The following is a 21,170-nucleotide window of genomic DNA, read 5'->3' as shown; positions in this document are numbered from 1 at the left end:
AGTTCTGTTTTATCGGGCCGTATTGGCACAAAGTTCTGATTTTGCCGTTAAATTCAGAATGACTTCCCGTTTAAATTGCGATACTTGGAACAAAAGACCACGGATAGCCCATCAGAAAGGCGCACCCATGAATTTCGACGAACCCATCAACCGCATCGGCACACATTCCGTCAAGTGGGACGGGATGGAGGCGGCCTATGGCGTCTCGCCGCAAGATGGCCTGGCGATGTGGGTGGCCGACATGGACTTCCGCCCGCCGGCCTGCGTGCAAAAGGCGGTCGAGGCGATGGCGGCGCATGGGGTCTATGGCTATTTCGGCGACGATGCCGCCTATCTGGAGGCGATCCGCTGGTGGATGCAGACCCGTCACGGCTGGGCGCTGGACACGGGCGATATCTTCACCACCCATGGCCTTGTGAACGGCACGGCGCTGTGTGTCGAGGCCTTTACCGCGCCGGGGGATGGGGTGGTTCTGATGACTCCGGTCTATCACGCCTTTGCCCGCGTGATCAAGGCCGCGGGGCGGCGCGTAGTGGAATGTCCGTTGAAAGACAACGGCTTAGACTTTGACGCCTGGGATGCGCAGATGGATGGGACGGCGAAGATGCTGATCCTGTGTTCGCCCCACAACCCCGGCGGGCGGGTCTGGTCGCAGGCAGAGTTGCAGGGCGTGATGGCGTTTGCGGACCGGCACGGGCTGATTTTGGTCAGCGACGAAATCCACCATGACCTGGTGATGCCGGGGCATCGCCATATCCCGATGGCGACCCTGACCGACCGCGTCGTGATGATGACGGCCACGACCAAGACCTTCAACATCGCGGGCAGCCATATCGGCAATGTGATCATCAAGGACCCGGAATTAAAGGCGAAATTCGCCGGGGTGATGAACAAGATGGGGATTTCGCCCAACTCTTTCGGCATGCATATGGCGACCGCCGCCTATTCGCCCGAAGGCGCGGCCTGGGTCGACGCTTTGGTGGCCTACCTGGATCACAACGCCAGAGTGTTCGACGCGGGCGTCAACGCGATTCCGGGGGTGCGCTCGGTCCGGCTGGAGGCGACGTATCTGGCTTGGGTCGATTTCTCGGGCACCGGGATGACTCAGGCCGAGTTCGTGACGCGGATCGAAAAGGGCGCGCGAATCGCCGCGAACCATGGTGGCAGCTTCGGGACCGGCGGAGAGAGCTACTTGCGCTTCAACCTGGCCATGCCCCATGCCCAGATCGTCGAGGCTGTGACACGGCTGCAGGCGGCCTTTGCCGATCTGCAGTAGTCACTTCGGCAGATAGGCCACGGGGCCGGTCTCGTCGCGCCAAAAATCCAGCGCGGCGCGGTCGGTCACAGGGGTCAGGCGTTTGAATTCACAGGTGATTTCGTCGCCCTCCCCCGTGGTGGCGACGATCAGGCATTGAAAGACATGCCGCGAGCCGTCGTAAAGATCGACCAATCCGCGCAGTTTCGGCGAGAGCTTGCCATCCAGCACGCAGCCATCGTGCCAGAAACGCAACACCGGATAGACCGCTTCGCCCACCTGAATCCGCAGACGGGATTGTTTGCGTTCCCGCGTCTTCCGGGCAGACTCCAGCCCGGCAAGGACTTCTTTCGAAAGGAATTCCAGCATCAGCGCCTCCATTCGGGACAGTCTGGCCGATCACGCGTTAAAGACAAGTTAGCACCCGACTTAACACCGACATGTGGCAGAGATGCGAAGCCCGCGTGGCAGGTCCGCCACAGTCATGAAGGTTCCCCTTTCGCACAGCCCGCGCTATGCTTTCGCCGCGAATGTGGAGGGTTTCATGCGTCTGGTTCTGGCATTTCTTTTGGCGTCGGCTTTGCCCGCCGTTTCCGCGCCTTGTGGTGGCGATTTCAATGAGTTCAAGGCCGCCATGTCCGGCGAGGCGCGGGCCATGGGCCTGTCGGATGCGGCGATCCAGGCCTTCATGAAGGGCGGCCAGATCGACAAGGCTGTCCTGAAAGCCGACCGCGGCCAAGGATTTTTCCGCAAGAATTTCATCGAATTTTCGCAGGCTCTGATCTCGAAAAGCCGGCTGCAGAACGCTGGTGTCTATTCGAAAAAGCATGACGCCAGTTTCGACGAGGCGGCGCGGCGCTTTGGCGTGTCGCGCGGGATTATCCTGGCGTTTTGGGCGTTTGAGACCGACTTTGGCGCGGTGCAGGGCGATTTTGACACCCGCAATGCGCTGTTGACCCTGGCCCATGACTGCCGGCGGCCAGAGCTGTTCCAGCCTCAGGTCTTGGCTGCTATCGCCTTGACCGCAAAGGGCGATTTCGACCCCGGCGTGACGCAGGGCGCCTGGGCCGGAGAGATCGGCCAGGTCCAGATGCTGCCCCGCGATATCCTGGAGCGCGGCGAGGATGGCGACGGCGACGGGCTGATCACGCTGAAGACCTCGGCGCCGGATGCGATTCTGTCGGCGGCGCATATGTTGCAATACCACGGCTGGCGTCCGAACGAGCCCTGGCTTCAAGAAGTTGTGGTGCCCGACCAGATGGACTGGGCGCAATCGGGGATCGACAAAGAACTTTCGGCCAGCCAATGGGCCGCGATGGGCGTCACGGCGCGGGAAGGAAGGCTTGCCAACCTGCCCGCGTCCTTGCTGCTGCCGATGGGGCGCAAGGGGCCGGCCTTCCTGGCCTATCCGAACTACAAGGTCTTGTTCGAATGGAACAAAAGCTTTGTCTATGTGACGACCGCGGCCTATTTCGCCACAAGGATCGAGGGGGCCGCACCCTATGATGCGGGCAAGCCAGAGGCGGGGCTATCGGCCGATCAGATGAAGGCGCTGCAACAGACCCTGCAGGCGCGCGGCCATGATGTCGGCAAGATCGACGGGGTTCTGGGCGCCATGACACGGGCCGCGGTGCAAAAGGAGCAGACCCGGTTGGGCCTGCCCGCCGATGGCTGGCCGACGCCGGGTCTGCTTGGCAAGCTGTAACCTCAGATCGCGGCGGCGCGGACCTCGGCGTCGATGAAGGGCAGATATTGCGCGAAGTTGGCCGCGAACATCGCCATCAGTTTCGCGGCCTGCGCGTCATAGGCCAAGGGGTCGGCCCAAGTGCGGCGCGGGTCCAAAAGCGCCTCGTCCACCCCCGGCACCGCAACCGGCACGTCAAAACCGAAGTTCGGATCGCGGCGGAAGGCCCCGCCCGCCAGCGAGCCATCCAGCGCGGCGGCCAGCAGCGCCCGCGTGGCCCGGATTGGCATCCGCCGCCCCGTTCCATAGGCGCCCCCGGTCCAGCCGGTGTTCACCAGCCAGCACGACGCCCCATGCCGCGCGATCTTGTCGGCCAGAAGTTGGCCATAGACCTCGGGCCGTCGCGGCATGAAGGGGGCGCCGAAGCAGGTGGAAAACGTCGGCTGCGGCTCGGTCACGCCACGTTCGGTCCCGGCCACCTTGGACGTAAAACCGGACAGGAAGTGATACATCGCCTGCGCCGGGGTCAGCCGCGCAATCGGCGGCAGGACGCCAAAGGCATCGCAGGTCAGCATGACCACATGGCGCGGATGGCCGCCCAAACCGGTCGCCGAGGCATTGGAAATCGCCTCAAGCGGATAGGCGCAGCGGGTGTTGGCGGTCAGGCTGTCATCGGTGAAGTCGATTTCCAGCGTTTCCGGGTCGTAAACCATGTTCTCGACCACAGTGGCGAAGCGATGGGTCGTGGCGTGGATTTCGGGCTCGGCCTCGGCGCTCAGGTTGATCGTCTTGGCATAGCAACCGCCTTCGAAGTTGAAGGTGCCACGGTCGCTCCAGCCATGTTCGTCATCCCCGATCAGGATGCGCGAGGGATCAGCCGAAAGCGTGGTTTTTCCCGTGCCCGAAAGCCCGAAAAACACAGCCGTATCAACGGGATTGCCGATGGCGTGGTTGGCCGAGCAATGCATCGCCATCACGCCCTTTTCCGGCAAAAGGAAGTTCAGAAGGGTGAAGACCGCCTTCTTGTTCTCGCCAGCATAGGCGGTATTGGCGATCAGGATGATTTTCTTGTCGAAATTCAAGGTGATAACCGTCTCGGTCCGACAGCCATGCCGCTTGGGGTCGGCCTTGAACGAGGGGCAGTTGATCACCGTCCAATCGGGGGTGAAAGAGGCCAGCTCGGCCGGTTCGGGACGGCGCAAAAGATGGCGGATGAAGAGCCCGTGCCAAGCCAGCTCTGTCACCATGCGCACATCGACGCGGTGGATTGGATCGGCGCCGGCATAAAGGTCCTGAACGAAAACCTCTTGGGATTTCAGATGGTTCAACATGTCGGCCTGCAGGAGATCGAAATCCTCCGGGTCCATCGGCGCGTTGTTCTCCCACCAGATCTTGTGTTCGACCGAAGGCGTGCGGACGACGAACTTGTCCTTGGGAGAGCGGCCCGTAAAGGCCCCGGTCTCGCACAGAAAGGCGCCGCCAAGGCCCAAGCGGCCCTCGCCCTTGCGGATGGCGGCCTCGACCAAGGCGGGCTCCAGCAGATTATAATAGCCGCGGGCGACCTCGATGCCTTGATGGGTCAATGTCATCGACGGGTTCACGCGTGCCATGGTCATTCTTGCAAGCTCCTTGCGGGTCATGGGAGATGGGCGGCCGGGCCAGAGGCTGCCACCACTTTTGGAGTGGTCTTTTTGCTATAACATCAAGATTTCAAAGGCGAAAAGCACTGATTTCCCCTGTTAGCGCAACCATTGCCAGGTTAGCGCAACCAAATGACGGCCAAGGCCAAAGGTGAGGCATATTAGCCATTTCTTCAGGTTTTTTGGGCCCACTGGGGGGGCGAATGTCGGTGATTCGCACTTGAGTATTGATTCTGCGGGGTCAAACCGTGATGATGTGGAAAAAATAAGACCGAGCAGTAAGGACACGCCAGTATGGCCAGGATCGCCCTTGTGGACGACGACAGGAATATCCTGACGTCCGTATCTATGACTTTGGAAGCCGAAGGCTTCGAGGTCGAGACTTTCAACGACGGACAATCCGCCCTTGATGCCTTCAACCGACGCTTGCCCGACATGGCGGTGCTGGACATCAAGATGCCGCGGATGGACGGCATGGATTTGCTGCAGCGTTTGCGCACCAAAACCCAGATGCCAGTGATCTTTCTGACGTCGAAAGACGACGAAATCGACGAGGTTCTGGGCCTGCGGATGGGCGCGGACGATTATGTGAAAAAGCCGTTTTCTCAACGGCTTCTGGTCGAACGCATCCGGGCGCTGCTGCGCCGTCAGGATGCCATCGTGACCGGCGAAGTGGCCGTCACCGAAGAGACCAAGATCATGGAGCGGGGGAACCTGCGCATGGACCCACTGCGCCATTCGGTGCTGTGGAAGGGCAAGGATGTTTCCTTGACCGTGACGGAATTCATGCTGCTGCAGGCCCTGGCGCAGCGGCCCGGCTTCGTGAAGTCGCGCGATCAGCTGATGGATGTGGCCTATGACGATCAGGTCTATGTCGACGACCGCACAATTGACAGCCATATCAAGCGCTTGCGCAAAAAGATGAAGGCGGTCGACACCGATTTCTCGGCGATCGAAACGCTTTACGGCATCGGCTACCGCTATAACGAAGAGTGAAATGACGGCGATCCCGCAACTCCGCATGTCGCAGAAAAGTGACCCCAAGGGCGAAGACACGCCCGGGGACTTGCTTTTGGGCGAAGACTGGGAGGCGCCCGAAGGAGCCGTCGAGCCTTCGTTGCGCGACGGGCGCAAGAAGCGCGGGCTGATCTCGCTGAACCATTCGCCCTTGGCGCGCAAGATCATCGTCTTCAACCTGATGGGGCTGGTGGTTCTGGTGGCGGGGGTTCTGTTCATGAACCCCTCGCGCGACAGCCTGGTCAATCAGCGTGAAGACGGACTGGTGAACGAGGCACGACTGATCGCCGACGTGATCTCGGCCGGGCTTTCGCCCAGCGGAGAGGACCTGGCGCAACGGCTGGAAGATGCCTCCATCGCGCAGGGATCTGCCGCCTATCTGTTTGATTCCTCAGGCAAGCTTTTGGCCCGGGCCATCGGCGCCCCGCGAACCGAGCCGAGGACCGGTCCCCATTCCACCGTGATCACCGACTTCCTGAACATGGTCTGGGACGGGATTTCCTCGCTGCTTTCCGGCGGTCAGGCCCAGCCCGGCGCCAAATCGGGCGAAGAACTGGTCCGCGGCCTTTTGGGCACCGCCCAGGCCGATGGGATCGCGAAAATCTCCGCCCAAGGGCCCGAAGGCGGCACGCAATTTGCCGTGGCGACGCCGATCCTGGTGAATGGCTCTGTTGTGGGTCTGGTCGGCGTGACCTCGGCGGAAGGCGAAATCGACCGTCTGGTGCGGGACGAGCGGGAACAGATCCTGCAAATGTTCGTCGTGGCGATCCTGGTGTCGATCGGCCTGTCGCTGGTCTTGGCTTCGACCATCGCCAACCCGCTGTCCGACCTTGCCGCCGCCGCTGAAATCGGGCGCGACCGTGACAGCCGCGCCATGGCACCGGGACGGGTCCGCATCCCCGACCTTTCGGCCCGCCCAGACGAGATCGGGCGCCTGTCCATCGCTATGCGCGGCATGGTTTCGGCCTTGTATGATCGGATCGACGCGAACGAACAATTTGCCGCCGATGTCAGCCACGAGATCAAGAACCCGCTCGCGTCTTTGCGCTCGGCCGTAGGGTCGCTTCGGATGGTAAAGAAGGAAGAGCACAAGGAAAAGCTTCTGGACGTGATCGAACATGACGTGCGGCGGCTAGACCGGTTGGTGAGCGACATTTCCAACGCCTCCCGGCTGGATTCCGAACTGGTGAAAGAAGAGGAAGAAGAGTTCAACCTTCTGAAAACCCTGACCAACCTGACCGAGTATCTGGGCCAGCAGGCGGGCGAAAAGGGCGTCGAATTCATCACCGACTTTCCGCAGGACCCGATCCGCGTGACCGGGCTTGAGGCGCGCTTGGCTCAGGTTTTCGTCAACCTGATCACCAATGCGATCTCGTTTTGCGAGGATGGCGACGCGGTCCGCGTCTGGGCCCGCAAGCGCGACAACCGCGTCCTGATCGTGGTCGAGGATACCGGCCCCGGCATCCCCGAACAGGCCCTGACCAAGATCTTCAAACGCTTCTACTCCGAACGCCCCAAGAACGACTTCGGCAACCATTCCGGCCTTGGCCTTGCGATCTCGAAGCAAATCATCGAGGCCCATGGCGGCGTGATCTGGGCCGAGAATATCCGCCCGACCCAGGCCGACATCACCTCCGAACCCCTGGGCGCGCGTTTCGTGGTCGGCCTGCCGGTCTGATGCGACAGGACTTTGGCACTGCAAAACAGCCCGGGACCCAAGCGGGGACCGGGCCGCTTGCATATTGGGCCTGCCCCAAACCGCGACCCAAGGCCCCAGGATGACCGAGACCCTGCACGCCTCCTGCATCTCCCTGGGGGACAGGGGCCTGCTGATCCTCGGCCCCTCTGGCGCGGGCAAATCGGCCCTTGCGCTGACGCTGATGGCCCATGGCGCCGAGTTGGTGGCCGACGACCGCACCCTGATCCGCGCGGAGAACGGCCTTCTCATCGCCTCTGCCCCCGACCCGCTGCAAGGCCTGATCGAGGCCCGCGGCATCGGCCTTCTGCGCGCGCCCCACCGTCCGCAAGCCCCCCTCACCCTCGCCATCGACCTGGGCCAGATCGAACCCGACCGCCTGCCCCCCCATCGTCACATCACCGTGCAGGGCATCGACCTGCCCCTTGTGCTGACCCCGCCGCATCCTCATTTCCCTTTTGCGATCCTGTGCTATCTCAAGGGTTCCCGCTTCGCCTGAGGTTTTCATGCAGACGTCCGACGCCGCGCCCACCCATCGCCTGGTCCTTGTCACCGGGCCTTCCGGCGCGGGCCGTTCGACCGCCTTTCACGCGCTGGAGGATCTGGGTTACGAGGTCATTGACAACCTGCCGCTGCGGCTGATTCCCCGCCTGCTGGACGGACCGCCGCTGGATCGGCCGATTGCCCTGGGTCTGGATGTCCGCAACCGTGACTTTTCCGCCACAGCCGCGATCGAGCTGGTGGATACGCTGACCCGCAATCCGGCTGTCGAATTGCAGGTCCTGTATCTGGACTGCGCGCCCTCGACTTTGGTCAGCCGCTATAACCAGACCAAGCGCCGCCACCCGATGCCCGAGGCCAATACCCCCACCGAGGGGGTGGAGCGTGAGATCGACCTTCTGGCCCCGATCCGCGTCCGCGCCGACCACCTGATCGACACGAGTGACCTGACGCCCCATGACCTCAAGGCCGAAATCGGCCAGTGGTTCGGCAAGGGCGCTACACAAAGTCTTATGATTTCGGTGCAAAGCTTCAGCTACAAGCGTGGTCTGCCCCGGGGCATGGATATGGTTTTCGACTGCCGATTCTTGGCGAATCCCTATTGGGTGCCCGCCCTGCGGGACAAGGATGGCCGCGATCCCGCCGTCGCCGCCCATATCGCAACCGATACAAATTACGCCGATTTCATCCTGAAGTTGCAAGACCTTATCCTGTTTCTGCTTCCGGCCCAAATGGCCGAGGGCAAGGCCCACCTGACCCTGGGTTTCGGCTGCACCGGGGGGCAACACAGGTCTGTTGCAGTTGCAGAAAAAATGTCCAAACTGCTTGCGGAATCCGGCTGGCAGGTGTCAAAACGACATCGGGAACTGGAACGGCGGGCAAGTGCCCAGCCAGATGGGGTCATTCGCGCGTGATCGGCGTAGTCATCGTAGCCCATGGCGGATTGGCGCGAGAGTATCTCTCGGCGGTCGAGCATGTGGTGGGTCATCAAGAGGACATGCAGGCCATCTCGATTGAGGATGACTGTGACCGCGGCCAGAAACAGGCCGAGATCTGCGCCGCCGCCGACGCGGTGGACAAGGGCGCGGGCGTGGTCGTCGTGACGGATATGTTTGGCGGCTCTCCCTCGAACCTGTCGCTTCTGGCCTGCACCGCGGGGTCCGAACGCCGGATCATCTATGGCGCAAACCTGCCCATGCTGATCAAGCTTGCCAAATCGCGCGCCTTGTCGATCAATGATGCCGTGGCGGCCTCGCTGGATGCGGGTCGCAAATATATCAATAGCCTCGATTTGGGCGGCGGCGCATGATCCAGACCTTGAAGATCGTCAATGAAAAAGGGCTTCACGCCCGCGCCTCGGCCAAGTTCGTCGAGGTCGTCGAAGAGTTCGACGCCAGCGCCCAAGTCACCCGCGAGGGGATGACGGTGTCGGGCGACAGCATCATGGGGCTTTTGATGTTGGCAGCCAGCCGGGGAACGACTATTGAGGTCGAAACCAGCGGCGCCCAAGCGGCGGACCTTGGGGCGGCGCTTGCCGCTCTGGTGGCCGACCGTTTCGGCGAGGACCGCTAAAGCCCAGGGTTGGACGTGACCGAGACTGACAGCACGCGGATTGTGGCAGGCGATCCGACCCGCGGGGTCGGGCGCAAATATGACATGCGCCGCCTGTCCTATGCCGGCACCTTCAAGAACCCGGTCAAGGTCTGGACCATCCGCGCGCTGGAATGGGTGACGGCCAAGGTCACGCTCTTGCAACTGATCCGGTCGTTTGAAAAGTCCGGCGCCCCGGTGGGCGTGGCCTTTTGGGCCAAGGCCGTGCGCCACATGGGCATCCGCATCGACACCCCGGCCGAGGAAATCGCCCGCATCCCCGCCACGGGCCCGGTCGTCGTCGTGGCCAACCACCCCTCCGGCTTGGTCGATGGCATGGTCATGGCCGAAATGGTCAGCCGCGTGCGGGGCGATTTCAAGATCCTGACCCGCTCGCTTTTGACCGGCATCCCTGAAATCGAAGAGTTCATGATCCCGGTCCCCTTCCCGCATGAGGACAACGCCCGCGAACTTGGCCTGCAAATGCGCGACGAGACCATGGCCCATCTGGCCGCGGGTGGGGTCATCATCCTGTTTCCCGCCGGCCGCGTCGCCTGTTCCGAGACCTACTTCGGACCCGCGATCGAGGCCGAATGGAACGTTTTCACCCATAAGATGATCTCGAAATCGGGCGCGACGATCCTGCCGATCTTCTTTCCAGGGCAGAATTCGCGGCTGTATCAGATCGCAAACCTGGTATCCGCGACCTTCCGCCAGGGGCTTTTGCTCTATGAAATCCGCCGCAGCCTGTTCAAGCCGCAACGCCCGATCATCGGCGCGCCCCTGTCCGCCGAAGAGCTGTCGAAGTGGAAGGGCAACCCGCGTGGGTTCCTGTCCTGGCTCCGCCAGCACACGTTGGACCTTGGAAAGCTTCGCTAAAGCCGCGTAGCCCGGGGCATGCCCCGGGGTTCACGCCACCAGCGCCTCGGCCCGTTTCAGATCGACGCTGACCAGCTGGCTGACGCCCTGTTCCGCCATCGTCACGCCGAACAGCCGGTCCATCCGCGCCATCGTGACCGCGTGATGCGTGATGACCAGGAAGCGCGTCTCGGTCCGCTGCCGCATCTCGTCCATCAGGTTGCAAAACCGCGTGACGTTGGCATCGTCCAATGGCGCGTCAACCTCGTCCAGCACACAGATCGGCGCGGGATTGGCCAGAAAGACACCGAAAATCAAGGCCATGGCGGTCAGGGTCTGTTCGCCCCCCGACAGCAACGACAAAGTGGACAGCCGTTTGCCCGGCGGCTGGCACATGATTTCCAACCCCGCCTCCAGCGGATCATCGCTTTCCACCAGCACCAACCGCGCCTCGCCGCCGCTGAACAGATGCGTGAACAGCGTCCCGAAGTTCGCGTTCACCTGTTCAAAGGCGGTCAAAAGCCGCTCGCGCCCTTCGCGGTTCAGGCCCGCAATTCCGGCGCGCAGCTTTTTGATCGCCTCTTCCAGGTCGACCTTTTCGGCGACCAAGGTGTCGTATTCCGTGGAAACCGCCTTGGCATCCTCTTCGGCGCGCAGGTTGACCGCGCCCAAAGCCTCGCGCCCGCGCCGCAGCCGGGCCACGTCGACCTCCAGGGCCTCGACCGTCGGCATCCGGTCGGGGTCAAAGCGCAGAGTGTCCAAAAGCTGCTCCGGCGTGCCCTCGGTCTCTTCCGTGATGCGTTCAGCCGCAAGACCAGAGGCCGCCTTGCTGGCCTCGACCCGCGCTTCGGCACGGGCGCGGGCCTCGCGCGCCTCACCGGCCGTGCGTTCGGCGTCGCGCTCGGCCTCAAACGCAGCCCGCAAGGCCGCCTCGGCAACCGACAGCGCATCCATGGCCCGCGCGCGGCGCGCCTCGGCCTCGGCCATGGCATCGGCCAGTTCCTCACGCTTGGCGGCGATTTCCTCGGGGACCTCCATGGCCTCGGCAAGCTCTTCCTCGGCCTCGGCCCGGCGTTCGGTCAGTTCGGCCATCCGCCGCCCCGCCGTCTCCAGCCGGTGCTTCCAACCGGACAGCTCTTTCATCGCCTCCTGCCGGCGCTTGACCCGCGCTTCGCCCTCGCGGCGCAGCTCGTCCAGGGCGGCGCGGCGGGTCATCATGGCGATCCGCGCGCCCTCGACGGCCAGCTTCATATCTTCGACCAGCGCGCGCGCCGCGCCAAGGTCGCCCAAGTCCCGCTGCGCCGACTCCGCCTCGGTCAGCCGCAACCCGGCTTGCAAAGCCTCTTCCTCGTGCCGGCCCACCGCCAGCCGCGCGGTCTCCAACCGCCCCTCGGCCATGGACCGCTCACTGTCGGCACGGCTGGCCGCCCGGTTCGTTTCGGTCACACGCGCATCGGCCGCGCGCCGGGCGTCGCGCGCCATCTGATCCGCCCGCGTCAGGTCGGCCAGGCGCGAGGCCAGGGCCTCATGCGCCTGCGTGGCCCCCTCGGCCTTGGCCGCGGCCTCTTCCAGGTCGCGCTTCAGCTGCACCAGCCGGTTCAACTGCCGCAGCCGCGCCGCCGCAGCCGAGGGCGCATCCTCCGACCCCGCGCGGAACCCGTCCCAACGCCACAGATCGCCTTCCAACGACACCAGCCTTTGCCCCGGCAGTAGCCGCGCCTGCAGGGCAGACCCCTGTTCTGCCTCACAAATCGCAATCTGCGACACGGCGCGCGCCAGGACCTCGGGGACGACGACATGACCGGCCAAGGGCATCAGACCCGCGGGCAAGCCCTGCTCCAACTCGTCCAGCAAAGCCCAACCCGAGCGCGCGTCAGCCGCCACTTCGGGCGCGCGCAGATCATCGCCCAAGGCCGCGCCCAAGGCCGCCTCATAGCCCGGCTCGACCTCGATCCGGTCCAGGATCGCGCCGCCGTCACTGGTTTCCCGCGCCACCAACCGCGCCAGCGCGCCAACCTCGGCCCGCAAAGCCGCGGCCTCCCCCTCGGCCCCCGACCGCACCGCCCGCGCTTCGGCCTCGCGCGCCTGGGCGTTGCCCCGCGCCTCTTCGGCCATGTCCAGCGCCTCTTCGGCGGCCTCGGCCAGGTCCACCGCCTCGGAGACGGCCTCGGCCAGCGCCTCCGCGGTTTCCCCGGCCGCAGCCAGCACGGAAGTGGCCGCAGCCACCGCATCCCGCGCCCGAAGCGCCTCACCCTCGGCCCGTTCGACGACACGGCGGCTGTCGGCGATCAGGCGTTCAGCCGATTGATGCCGCGCGCCCAGACGGGCCGCATCCTCGGTGGCCGCGGTTTGCTCGGCCTCGCGCGCGGCCAGCTCCGCGGCCGAGGCGCGGGCAAGCTCCCCCGCTTCGGCCAGACGCTCGTCCTGGCCTTCACTGGCGCGCAGAAGCTGGTCGACCTCCCAGTCCAGCCGTTCGATCATCTCGACCGCGTCGCGGTTCAGCCCCTGTTCACGCTCGGCGTCGCGGCCCATCTGCAGGATGCGGGCCTTCAGCGCCTCGATGGCAGCCAGGGCGCGGCTCTCCTCATTGCCCAAAGCGTCGCGCTGCAACGTCAGGCGTTGCAGGATCGCGGCAGCCACCGCCTCTTCTTCGCGCCGCGGCGGAAGGGCATCTTCGGCCGCCTCGCGCGCCTTGCCCGCCGCCCGCGCCGCCACCTCGGCCTGACCCGCCAGAACCAGCCTTTGACGCAAGGCACCCTCGGCCTCGGCCCGGGCGATCTCGGCCTCGCGCCAGCGGCGATACAAAAGCATCCCCTCGGCCCGGCGCAATTCCGTGCCGATCTCGCGGTAGCGCGCCGCCTGTTTCGCCTGCCGCGTCAGGGTGGACAGCTGCTGCGCCAAGCCCTCCAACACGTCATCAACGCGGGTAAGGTTGCCCTCGGCCGCGGTCAAACGCAACTCCGCCTCATGCCGCCGCGCATAAAGCCCCGAGATCCCCGCGGCCTCTTCCAGGATCACCCGCCGCGCGCGGGGCTTGGCGTTGATCAGTTCCGCAATCTGCCCCTGCCGCACCAAAGCGGGCGAGTGCGACCCGGTCGAGGCATCGGCAAACAGCATCTGCACATCGCGCGCCCGGACATCCTTGCCATTGGCCTTGTAGGCCGAGCCCGCATCGCGGGTGATCCGCCTTATGACCTCGATCTGGTCGGCGTCGTTGAAGCCCGCAGGCGCCAGCCGATCGGAATTGTCCAGGATCAACGAGACCTCGGCAAAATGCCGCGCCGAACGGCTGCCAGAGCCGTTGAAGATCACATCCTCCATCCCCGAGCCGCGCATCGCACTGGGCCGGGTTTCCCCCATCACCCAGCGCAAAGCCTCCAGCAGGTTCGACTTGCCGCAGCCATTGGGGCCGACAACACCGGTCAGCCCCTCCAGGATCATCAGATCGGTGGGATCGACAAAGGACTTGAAACCATTGAGGCGAAGGCGGTTCATGCGCATCCCGCCATCTTGCCGCCCGGGCGCGCTTAGTCAACCTGCCCCGGAGTTATCCCCAGAAGCACCCCATGGCTTTCATCTTTTCATAAATATCCCACGGGGGTGCGGGGGTGTGAAACCCCCGCTTCTTCGTCTTGGGCGTAGGGGTGTGCCCCCCCCGCCCTAGCCTCAAGCCCCCAGATCCTGCATCGGCAAAAGCTGGACCGCGTCGATCAGCCAGCCCTTGGGGCCTTCGATCATGCGGTAATCCAGATACCAACCGCGCCCCATGGCATCGGCGACCCGCACCCGCTGCCACAGCGCGCCCGCCACGGTCCGCAGCTCCATCATCTGCACCGGCCCGGGGTTCCAGACCATCGGATAGCCCTGTTCGACCATCTTGCCAAAGTTTTCGGGCGTGCCGAAAATCCCCTGGATCAGCGGCGAGGCATAGGCAAAGGCGCCCACCACATCCTGACCGCGGAAGGCCTCCATCTGACCATTGATCGTTTCGGCAATCTCGACTTCTTGCGCAAAGGCAGGAGCGGCCATCACGGCCAAGGCAAATACGGCGTAGCGCATCGTCACCTCCATCTGATGAGGATGATACGCAGAAAAAGGCCGCGTGGTTTCACGCGGCCTTGAATTTTTCCACGGCGCGGCCCGGCCTCAGGCGCAAAGCTCTCCGGCCAAGGCACGGTCGATAAGCGCCACGGTCTCGGCCACGCCATAAAGGGCGATGAACCCGCCAAAGCGCGGGCCTTCGGACGCCCCCATCAGCACCTCATACAGGGCCTTGAACCAATCCCGCAGCGGCTCGAATTCATGTTCCTTGCCAACGGCATAGCAGATGTTCTGCAAGGCCTCGTCGTCGGCCGCGCCTTCATAGGCCACCAGCCGGCCCCGCAGGTCCAGGATTGCGGCGCGTTCCTTGTCCGACGGCAGGCGATACACGCGCGAGGGCGCGATCTTGTCATTGAAATAGGCCAGCGCATGACCCGCCGCAGCGTCCAGATCGGGGTTCGCCTCGGGCGACGCATCGGGGGCATATTTCTTGATGAAGCCCCAAAGCCCCGCCGCATCCTTGGCCCCCGCCACCGAGGCCAGGTTCAACAGCATCCCAAAGCTGACCACCATCTTGCTTTCGGGCACATTGCCCGAATGGATGTGCCAGACCGGGTTGTTGACCTGCGCGTCGATGTCTTGCGACGGATAGGCCCGCAGCTGTTGGTGATATTCGTCCACCGCCTTGGGGATCACATCCCACCACAGCCTTTTGGCCGTCTTGGGCTTTTGATACATGAAATAGGACAGGCTTTCGCTGGCCGCATAGGTCAGCCATTCGTCGATCGTCAGCCCGTTGCCCTTGGACTTCGAGATCTTCTGACCTTCGAAGTCCAAAAACAGCTCATAGCTGAAATGGTTCGGCTTGCGGCCCCCCAGAACCTCGCAGATGCCGTCATAGATCGGCGTGTTGGTGGAATGGTCCTTGCCATACATCTCGAAGTCGACGCCCAAAGCGGCCCAACGCGCGCCGAAATCCGGCTTCCATTGCAGTTTGACATTGCCACCGGTGACGGGAAGCGTCCATTCGCGGCCATCCTCGTCGTCGAAAGTGATCGTGCCGTCCTTGGCGTTGACCTCTTTCATGGGCACATACAGGACGCGGCCGGTCTCGGGATGGATCGGCAGGAAGCAGGAATAGGTCTGCTGGCGTTCCTCGCGCAGACTTGCCAGCATGATCGCCATGATCCCGTCATACCGCTCTGCCGCCAGCCGCAAGGTGTCGTCAAAGGCGCCGGATTTATAGAACTCGGTGGCCGAATAGAACTCGTATTCAAAGCCGAACGTGTCCAGGAACCGCCGCAGCATGGCGTTGTTGTGCCCGCCAAAGCTGTCGTATTGGCCGAAGGGATCGGGAACCGAGGTCAGCGGCTTTTGGATATTCGCCTTCAGCAACTCTTGCTGCGGCACGTTCTCCGGCACCTTGCGCATCCCGTCCAGGTCGTCGGAAAAGCAGATCAACCGCGTCGGGATATCGCTGATCACCTCAAACGCCCGGCGGATCATCGTCGTCCGCGCGACCTCGCCAAAGGTGCCGATATGGGGCAGGCCTGACGGGCCGTAACCGGTCTCGAACAGGACATAGCCCTTCTTTGCCGCCCCGGCCTCTGCCCGTTTCAGAAGTGCCCGTGCCTCTTCAAAGGGCCAGGCTTTCGACTTCATCGCAGCATCGCGCAAGGCGGTCATCGCAATCTCCTATGGGCGGCCCCATGCCGCCCTGCGGCATCGTCTATTGAACAGGGGGGGTGGCGTCAATATTCTAAGGGAAATGCAAAGGAATCCCGATGTCCGAACCCATGCTTGCCTCGCTCTCTCCGCAGGATGCCCTGATCGCCGTGATGATCGCGGTTTCCGCCTCGGATGAACAGATGCGGACCTCTGAACTGGTGGCGATCCAGAAGATCGTGGGCCACCTGCCGGTGTTCTCCGATTATGACGGCGACCGAATCCGGGTGATTGCCCAGACCGTCTTTGACCTGTTCGAGGAAGAGGACGGGTTGGCCGCCCTGTTCGGCCTGATCCGCGATGGCCTGCCCGAGAAACTGTATGAGACCGCCTATGCGCTGGCCTGTGATGTGGCCTCGGCCGATGGGTCGGTGCGCGAGGCGGAATTGCACATGCTGGAGGAGGTCCGCGAAGAACTGTCCATCGACCGCCTGCACGCCGCCGCGATCGAATGGGGCGCCAGGGTGCGGCATCTGCGGCCGTAACGGTGCGTGCAAGCACACACCCTACCGCATCGCGTAGGGTGCGTGATCTCACGCACCTTTACACCGCCGCCCACCGGGCGATCAGCTCGGCCTGAAGGTTGCGCGCGCGGCCAAGATAGGTCTTGACCCCAGGCGGGCCCTCACGCTCGGCCAGGGGGACGGCCTCGCGCCGCGCCACATCGGCGGAGAACACCGCAAAGCACAGGTCGCCTTGCGGTCTTTCGATGAAGCCCGCAAGGCCCGACACGAAGTTCAGCGTCCCCGACTTGGCCACACAGCGCACCGCGCCGCCCTTGGCCTTTTTGCCATCCGCGCCCAGCACGCCCTGTTCCTTTAACAGCCCGCGCAGCCCCGGCTGGCGCCTCTCGCCGGCCAGCAGCGCCTGAACCATGCCCTCGGGCGTCACGCGGCTGGCCGCGCCCAGGCCCGAGTGGTCGACAAACCGCCCCCGCATCCCCAGCGTCCCCTTGGCCCATTCCGTCATCGCCCCCGCCGAGCCGCGCAAATCCGCGGCCCCCGATGCGGCCAGACCGACCGTCTCGGCGGTGATGTTGGTGGAAAACTTCAGCATGTCGCGCAGGATGTCCGGCAAGGCATCGCTTTTGCGTTCGGCCAGGACCGTGGCCTGGGGCAGGGTCACGATCCGTTGTGGCGGGGCCAAGTCGATGCCATGGGCCAAGGCCAGGCGGGCAAAGACCTCGGCCGCGTGATCGGCGACATGGCGCACCGGAAGCCAGCGGCTGCCCGCCTTGGCCAGCGCCGATTGCGCCACGGTCCAGGTCTCGGCCCCCTTGTCCGAATAGCTGAAAACCGGGGTCTCGCGCGCGGCCAGCTTGACCTTGATCCCGGCGACTTCGGGCACATAGCGTTCGCCCCGTGCCAGCATCTGCGGATTGGCCCCGCCCTTGCCCCATTCAAAGCTGACCCGGTTGTAATTCAACCCCAAAGCCGAGATGCCGGGGTTATAGCCCACCTGTTCGGGCTGCTCATCCGTGATCCGGGCCAATTCCGGCAGAACCGAGGCGCAGACCAGGAACCGCCCCTCGACCTTTTTCACCTGACCCGCCAGCTGCGCCACAAGGTCGCCCAGCCCGTCGGTGTCCAGCGTCGGATCGGCCCCACCCAAAAGGATCAGGTCGCCCTTCAGCCGCCCCTTGACCACCGGCCCCGTCGCAAGCACCTGGGTGCGAAAGCGGTGGTCGCCCAGATGGTCCAGCGCGAAAAGCGTCGTGATGGCCTTGGCCACCGAGGCGGGCGGCACCTCGGCCCCCGCGTTCAGGCTTTCGACCACCTGGCCCGTGCGCACATCGGCCACGACAAACCCCGTGGTGCCCGACAGTTTCGCCGCGGCCACCAGGTCCTTGATCCCGCCCTGCGCCAAGGCCGGAGCCGCCAGGGCCGCTCCCATGCCGGCCAGAACCAGGCGTCGTGTCAGATGGGTCATTTGGTCCCCCGCCAGTCTCCCCGCGCCCGGATCGCGGTCGATGAGGCCGCATTCAGCGGCATGTTGATGAAACACCAGGCCGGGGCCGGGCGCAACAACGCTTCGGGACGGGCCACGCGGGCATGGGCATAGGCCCGCGCCGCCACCGACAGCCGCGCCGCAAGCCCCGCGCCGGGCCGCGCCATGACGGCCACCGGCACGCGGCCCATGATCTGGCGCCAGCGCGACCAGCGGTGGAATTGCACCAGGTTGTCGGCGCCCATGATCCAGACAAAGGTGACACCGGGATAAATCGCCTGAAGCCGTGTGATCGTGTCCACGGTCGCCCGCGTGCCCAAGCGCGCCTCCAGGTCGGTGACGGTGACGCGGGGGTCGTCCATCAGGGCGCGGGCGCGGGCGATGCGGTCCGCCATCGGCGCAGGCGCCCGCGATTTCAACGGATTGCCGGGTGACACCAACCACCAGACGCGGTCCAGCCCGATCCGCCGCATCGCCTCGCGGGTCAGCTGCACATGGCCGTCGTGGGCCGGGTCAAACGACCCGCCCAATAGTCCCACGACCATGCCGCGATAGGCGGGTGGAAAGCCTTGATGCACCTGAAACCCCGTTTTCCCCTGTGTCGGGGCGCGATGGGGCCGAAGTCAACCCCACGAGGCCTTAGCCCCAGCGGATCGTGACATCCGGGTCGCGTGAGCCGCGGGTGACACGGCGGATGTTGGGCATGTCGTTGCCGTCGATCCAGGCCCGCGCCTGGACCGGCGTCTTGCCGTAAAAATCCCAGCGCGCCAGAAGGCGGCGGTCCAGTTCCTCTTCGGGGACGTCGATCATCACGGTCAGGTCAAAAAAGGCGGCCAAGTCGGTCCAGGGCGCTTCGTCCAGCAGCAGGTAATTTCCCTCGGTCACAAGGATGCGGTGATCCTGTGTCACCAGATCGGCCGACCCGCGCGACAGTTCCAAAGACCGGTCAAACACCGGGATGGCCACCTCGTCCTCTTGGGTCAGACGGGTCAGCAGATGGCGATACCCCGCCACGTCAAAGGTTTCGGGCGCGCCTTTGCGGGCGCGCATCCCCCGGGCGTTCAGGATCGCGTCGTCGAAGTGGAAGCCGTCCATCGGCACCACCCGCGCCGAGGGGCCAAGCAGACCCACCAGCGCCTGGGCCAGGGTCGATTTCCCCGCCCCCGGAGGCCCTGCGAGGGCCGCAATGAAGCGGCCCTCTTTCGCGCTGGCCTGGTCCAGGATCAGTTCTGCCAGCGCTTGCGGTGTCATGCGGCCTCGGTCACGCCATCGGGAACTTTCGCCCCGGTCATATAGGCCACCGCATCCGACATCGAGTGCTGCTTCGGGTCGATCACACAGAGCCGGCGGCCAAGGCGATGCACATGGACGCGGTCGCAGACCTCGAAGACATGCGGCATGTTGTGGCTGATCAGGATGATCGGGATGCCGCGCTTGCGGACATCCTGGATCAGCTCCAGCACGCGACGGCTTTCCTTGACGCCAAGGGCAGCCGTCGGTTCATCCAGGATCACGACCTTGGACCCAAAGGCCGCAGCCCGCGCCACGGCAACCCCCTGACGTTGGCCACCCGAGAGGGTCTCCACCGCCTGGTTGATGTTCTGGATCGTCATCAGCCCCAGTTCCGACAGCTTTTCGCGGGCAAAGGCGTTCATCCGCGCCCGGTCCGTCATGCGGAAGACCGAGCCCAGGATACCGGGCTTGCGCCACTCACGCCCCAGGAACATGTTGTCCGCAATCGACAAGGCCGGCGACATGGCAAGCGTCTGATAGACCGTCTCGATGCCCGCGCCGCGTGCCTCTTCGGGACCGCGGAAGTGGACGGCCTTCCCCTCCAGCTCGATCGTGCCATGGTCGGGGGTGACGGCGCCCGAAAGCGCCTTGATCAGGGTCGACTTGCCCGCCCCGTTGTCGCCGATCACGCCCAGGATCTCGCCGGGGTAAAGGTCGAAATCGCAGCCGTTCATGGCGACAACCGTGCCATAACGCTTCATCAGGCCACGCGCTTTGATGATGGGTTGGGTCACTTCGAAGCCCTCCGCATATATTGATCCAAAGCCACGGCGACGATGACCAGACAGCCCGCCGCAAAGGTTTGCCAATAGTCGTCCACCCGCACCGCGACCGACAGGCCCGTGGTGAACAGCTGCACGATGATGGCGCCCAGAACCGCGCCGACGACAGATCCGCGCCCGCCGAACAAGGACGTCCCGCCGATCACCACAGCCGTGATCGAGGCCAGGTTGATGTCCCCGAAGGCAATCGGCGAGACCGAGCCCACACGGCCAATCGCCACCCAGGCGGTCAGGCCACAGATCGCACCGGCGGCGGTATAGACCGTGATCAACACGCGGTCGACCTTGATCCCCGACAGCATCGCCGCATCCGGATCATCGCCAATCGCATGAACATGGCGGCCCCAGGCGGTGCGGTTCAGCGCGAACCAGACCACGGCGGCCAAAAGAACCAGGCCGATCATGCCATAAGTCACGTTGAACGTGCCGAACTTGAAGCCCTGGCCAAAGAACAGCAGCGACGGCGCCTTGGCCTCGATATCGACATTGCGCACCGATTCCGAATGGGAATAGGCCAGCTTCAGCGCGCGGAAGATCGACAGCGTCCCCAGCGTCACGATGAAGGGCGGCAGCTTGATCTTGGTGATCAGAATACCGTTGAACAGCCCCATCAAGGCGCCGATCCCAACCCCCGCCGCGATGGCCAGGGGCGCGGCAAGACCCGGAACCTCGGGGTTTTCCGGGTTCACGCCCAGGTTTGCCATGATCAGGGCGGACATGATCAGGATCTCGCCCACCGAGAGTTCGATGCCCGCGGTCAGGATGACCAGGGTTTGCGCCAGGGCGATAAAGCCCACGACGGTCATTTGCTGCAGGATCGTCGACAGGACCGTGCCGCGGAAAAAGTTGCCATGATCCATGGCGAAAGCCGCCAGACCAAAGGCCAGATAAGAGATGATCAGCACCGCCGCCGGGATCAGCGTCGGATTGCGCCGCAGCACGCCTTTGAGGATGTTGAAGGTCGACCGGTCATCCGCCTGAAACTGAGCGACGGTCTTGTCGGCCTCGGCCAACTTGGCCTCGAAATCGGAAATCGTTTTGGTCGGTGTCTCTGGACTGCTCATCGCACGGTTCCCCCCCCGGTATGAAGAAGGGCGAGAGTAACCTCGCCCTTCCATTAATCAAGTCAGAGAGCCTGACT

20 protein-coding genes are annotated in these 21,170 nt (G+C 64.2%); 10 read left to right on the top strand and 10 right to left on the bottom strand.

The window, feature by feature from the left end; genetic code table 11:
• The first annotated feature begins 127 nt into the window (after nucleotides 1-127).
• Nucleotides 128-1,276, top strand: a complete 1,149-nt coding sequence (locus NX862_RS10045) for a MalY/PatB family protein (RefSeq protein ID WP_264493772.1) — start codon at nucleotides 128-130, stop codon at nucleotides 1,274-1,276.
• On the opposite strand, the gene NX862_RS10040 is transcribed toward NX862_RS10045, so the two are convergent.
• Nucleotides 1,277-1,624 (bottom strand): hypothetical protein, encoded by a 348-nt coding sequence (locus tag NX862_RS10040; protein WP_264493771.1) that lies wholly within the window; start codon nucleotides 1,622-1,624, stop codon nucleotides 1,277-1,279. It lies immediately after the preceding gene.
• A 175-nt stretch (nucleotides 1,625-1,799) separates the two neighbouring features.
• On the opposite strand from NX862_RS10040, the gene NX862_RS10035 reads away from it, so the two are divergent.
• The gene (locus tag NX862_RS10035) at nucleotides 1,800-2,960 is read left to right on the top strand and encodes a lytic murein transglycosylase (protein ID WP_264493770.1); all 1,161 of its coding nucleotides are present in this window, start codon (nucleotides 1,800-1,802) and stop codon (nucleotides 2,958-2,960) included.
• A gap of 2 nt (nucleotides 2,961-2,962) precedes the next feature.
• Here the strand turns inward: NX862_RS10035 and NX862_RS10030 are convergent, their stop codons facing one another.
• A complete protein-coding gene (locus NX862_RS10030; RefSeq protein ID WP_264493769.1) occupies nucleotides 2,963-4,555 on the bottom strand; it encodes a phosphoenolpyruvate carboxykinase in 1,593 nt (530 codons plus the stop codon).
• 318 nt (nucleotides 4,556-4,873) lie between these two features.
• Here NX862_RS10030 and NX862_RS10025 point away from each other — a divergent pair, with 318 nt between their 5' ends.
• The 7 genes from NX862_RS10025 (at nucleotide 4,874) to NX862_RS09995 (ending at nucleotide 10,262) form a co-directional block, all read left to right on the top strand.
• Nucleotides 4,874-5,575: a response regulator transcription factor gene (locus tag NX862_RS10025; RefSeq protein ID WP_264493768.1), complete on the top strand. Its 702-nt coding sequence runs from the start codon at nucleotides 4,874-4,876 to the stop codon at nucleotides 5,573-5,575.
• Nucleotide 5,576: 1 nt separating this feature from the next.
• Nucleotides 5,577-7,274 (top strand): sensor N-terminal transmembrane domain-containing protein, encoded by a 1,698-nt coding sequence (locus tag NX862_RS10020; RefSeq protein ID WP_413694550.1) that lies wholly within the window; start codon nucleotides 5,577-5,579, stop codon nucleotides 7,272-7,274.
• Between the two features lie 100 nt (nucleotides 7,275-7,374).
• On the top strand, nucleotides 7,375-7,791 hold the full coding sequence (locus NX862_RS10015) for an HPr kinase/phosphorylase (RefSeq protein WP_264493767.1): 417 nt from the start codon (nucleotides 7,375-7,377) through the stop codon (nucleotides 7,789-7,791).
• A 7-nt stretch (nucleotides 7,792-7,798) separates the two neighbouring features.
• Nucleotides 7,799-8,707, top strand: coding sequence for an RNase adapter RapZ (rapZ, locus tag NX862_RS10010; RefSeq protein WP_264493766.1), 909 nt, complete (start codon nucleotides 7,799-7,801; stop codon nucleotides 8,705-8,707).
• Nucleotides 8,704-9,102 (top strand): PTS sugar transporter subunit IIA, encoded by a 399-nt coding sequence (locus NX862_RS10005; protein WP_264493765.1) that lies wholly within the window; start codon nucleotides 8,704-8,706, stop codon nucleotides 9,100-9,102. The genes rapZ and NX862_RS10005 overlap by 4 nt, the downstream gene beginning before the upstream one ends.
• Complete coding sequence (locus NX862_RS10000; protein ID WP_264493764.1) at nucleotides 9,099-9,365, top strand: HPr family phosphocarrier protein; 267 nt, start codon at nucleotides 9,099-9,101, stop codon at nucleotides 9,363-9,365. The genes NX862_RS10005 and NX862_RS10000 overlap by 4 nt, the downstream gene beginning before the upstream one ends.
• Nucleotides 9,366-9,380: 15 nt before the next feature.
• The gene (locus NX862_RS09995) at nucleotides 9,381-10,262 is read left to right on the top strand and encodes a lysophospholipid acyltransferase family protein (RefSeq protein ID WP_264493763.1); all 882 of its coding nucleotides are present in this window, start codon (nucleotides 9,381-9,383) and stop codon (nucleotides 10,260-10,262) included.
• Nucleotides 10,263-10,292: 30 nt separating this feature from the next.
• Here the strand turns inward: NX862_RS09995 and smc are convergent, their stop codons facing one another.
• From smc to NX862_RS09980, 3 genes are all read right to left on the bottom strand, one after another.
• Complete coding sequence (gene smc / locus NX862_RS09990; protein ID WP_264493762.1) at nucleotides 10,293-13,742, bottom strand: chromosome segregation protein SMC; 3,450 nt, start codon at nucleotides 13,740-13,742, stop codon at nucleotides 10,293-10,295.
• 165 nt (nucleotides 13,743-13,907) lie between these two features.
• On the bottom strand, nucleotides 13,908-14,300 hold the full coding sequence (locus NX862_RS09985; protein WP_264493761.1) for a DUF4864 domain-containing protein: 393 nt from the start codon (nucleotides 14,298-14,300) through the stop codon (nucleotides 13,908-13,910).
• An 87-nt stretch (nucleotides 14,301-14,387) separates the two neighbouring features.
• Complete coding sequence (locus NX862_RS09980; RefSeq protein ID WP_264493760.1) at nucleotides 14,388-15,968, bottom strand: lysine--tRNA ligase; 1,581 nt, start codon at nucleotides 15,966-15,968, stop codon at nucleotides 14,388-14,390.
• A gap of 98 nt (nucleotides 15,969-16,066) precedes the next feature.
• On the opposite strand from NX862_RS09980, the gene NX862_RS09975 reads away from it, so the two are divergent.
• Entirely contained in the window at nucleotides 16,067-16,492 is a 426-nt protein-coding gene (locus NX862_RS09975) for a tellurite resistance TerB family protein (protein ID WP_264493759.1), read from the top strand.
• Between the two features lie 58 nt (nucleotides 16,493-16,550).
• Here the strand turns inward: NX862_RS09975 and dacB are convergent, their stop codons facing one another.
• The 5 genes from dacB to NX862_RS09950 all read right to left on the bottom strand — a co-directional run bounded on the left by dacB (nucleotide 16,551) and on the right by NX862_RS09950 (nucleotide 21,093).
• Complete coding sequence (dacB, locus tag NX862_RS09970) at nucleotides 16,551-17,936, bottom strand: D-alanyl-D-alanine carboxypeptidase/D-alanyl-D-alanine endopeptidase (RefSeq protein WP_264493758.1); 1,386 nt, start codon at nucleotides 17,934-17,936, stop codon at nucleotides 16,551-16,553.
• A complete protein-coding gene (locus tag NX862_RS09965) occupies nucleotides 17,933-18,532 on the bottom strand; it encodes a nicotinate-nucleotide adenylyltransferase (protein WP_264493757.1) in 600 nt (199 codons plus the stop codon). Before NX862_RS09965 ends, dacB begins: the two co-directional genes overlap by 4 nt.
• 61 nt (nucleotides 18,533-18,593) lie before the next feature.
• Nucleotides 18,594-19,205 (bottom strand): nucleoside triphosphate hydrolase, encoded by a 612-nt coding sequence (locus tag NX862_RS09960; RefSeq protein ID WP_264493756.1) that lies wholly within the window; start codon nucleotides 19,203-19,205, stop codon nucleotides 18,594-18,596.
• A complete protein-coding gene (locus NX862_RS09955; protein ID WP_264493956.1) occupies nucleotides 19,202-19,948 on the bottom strand; it encodes an ATP-binding cassette domain-containing protein in 747 nt (248 codons plus the stop codon). The genes NX862_RS09960 and NX862_RS09955 overlap by 4 nt, the downstream gene beginning before the upstream one ends.
• A gap of 29 nt (nucleotides 19,949-19,977) precedes the next feature.
• The gene (locus NX862_RS09950) at nucleotides 19,978-21,093 is read right to left on the bottom strand and encodes an ABC transporter permease (RefSeq protein ID WP_264493755.1); all 1,116 of its coding nucleotides are present in this window, start codon (nucleotides 21,091-21,093) and stop codon (nucleotides 19,978-19,980) included.
• Nucleotides 21,094-21,170: the final 77 nt, after the last annotated feature.

This window comes from Stagnihabitans lacustris (genome assembly GCF_025950525.1).
Classification (GTDB): domain Bacteria; phylum Pseudomonadota; class Alphaproteobacteria; order Rhodobacterales; family Rhodobacteraceae; genus Stagnihabitans.
The sequence above is the reverse complement of the archived record's forward strand: the minus strand, read 5'-3'. Positions and strand labels throughout refer to the sequence as shown.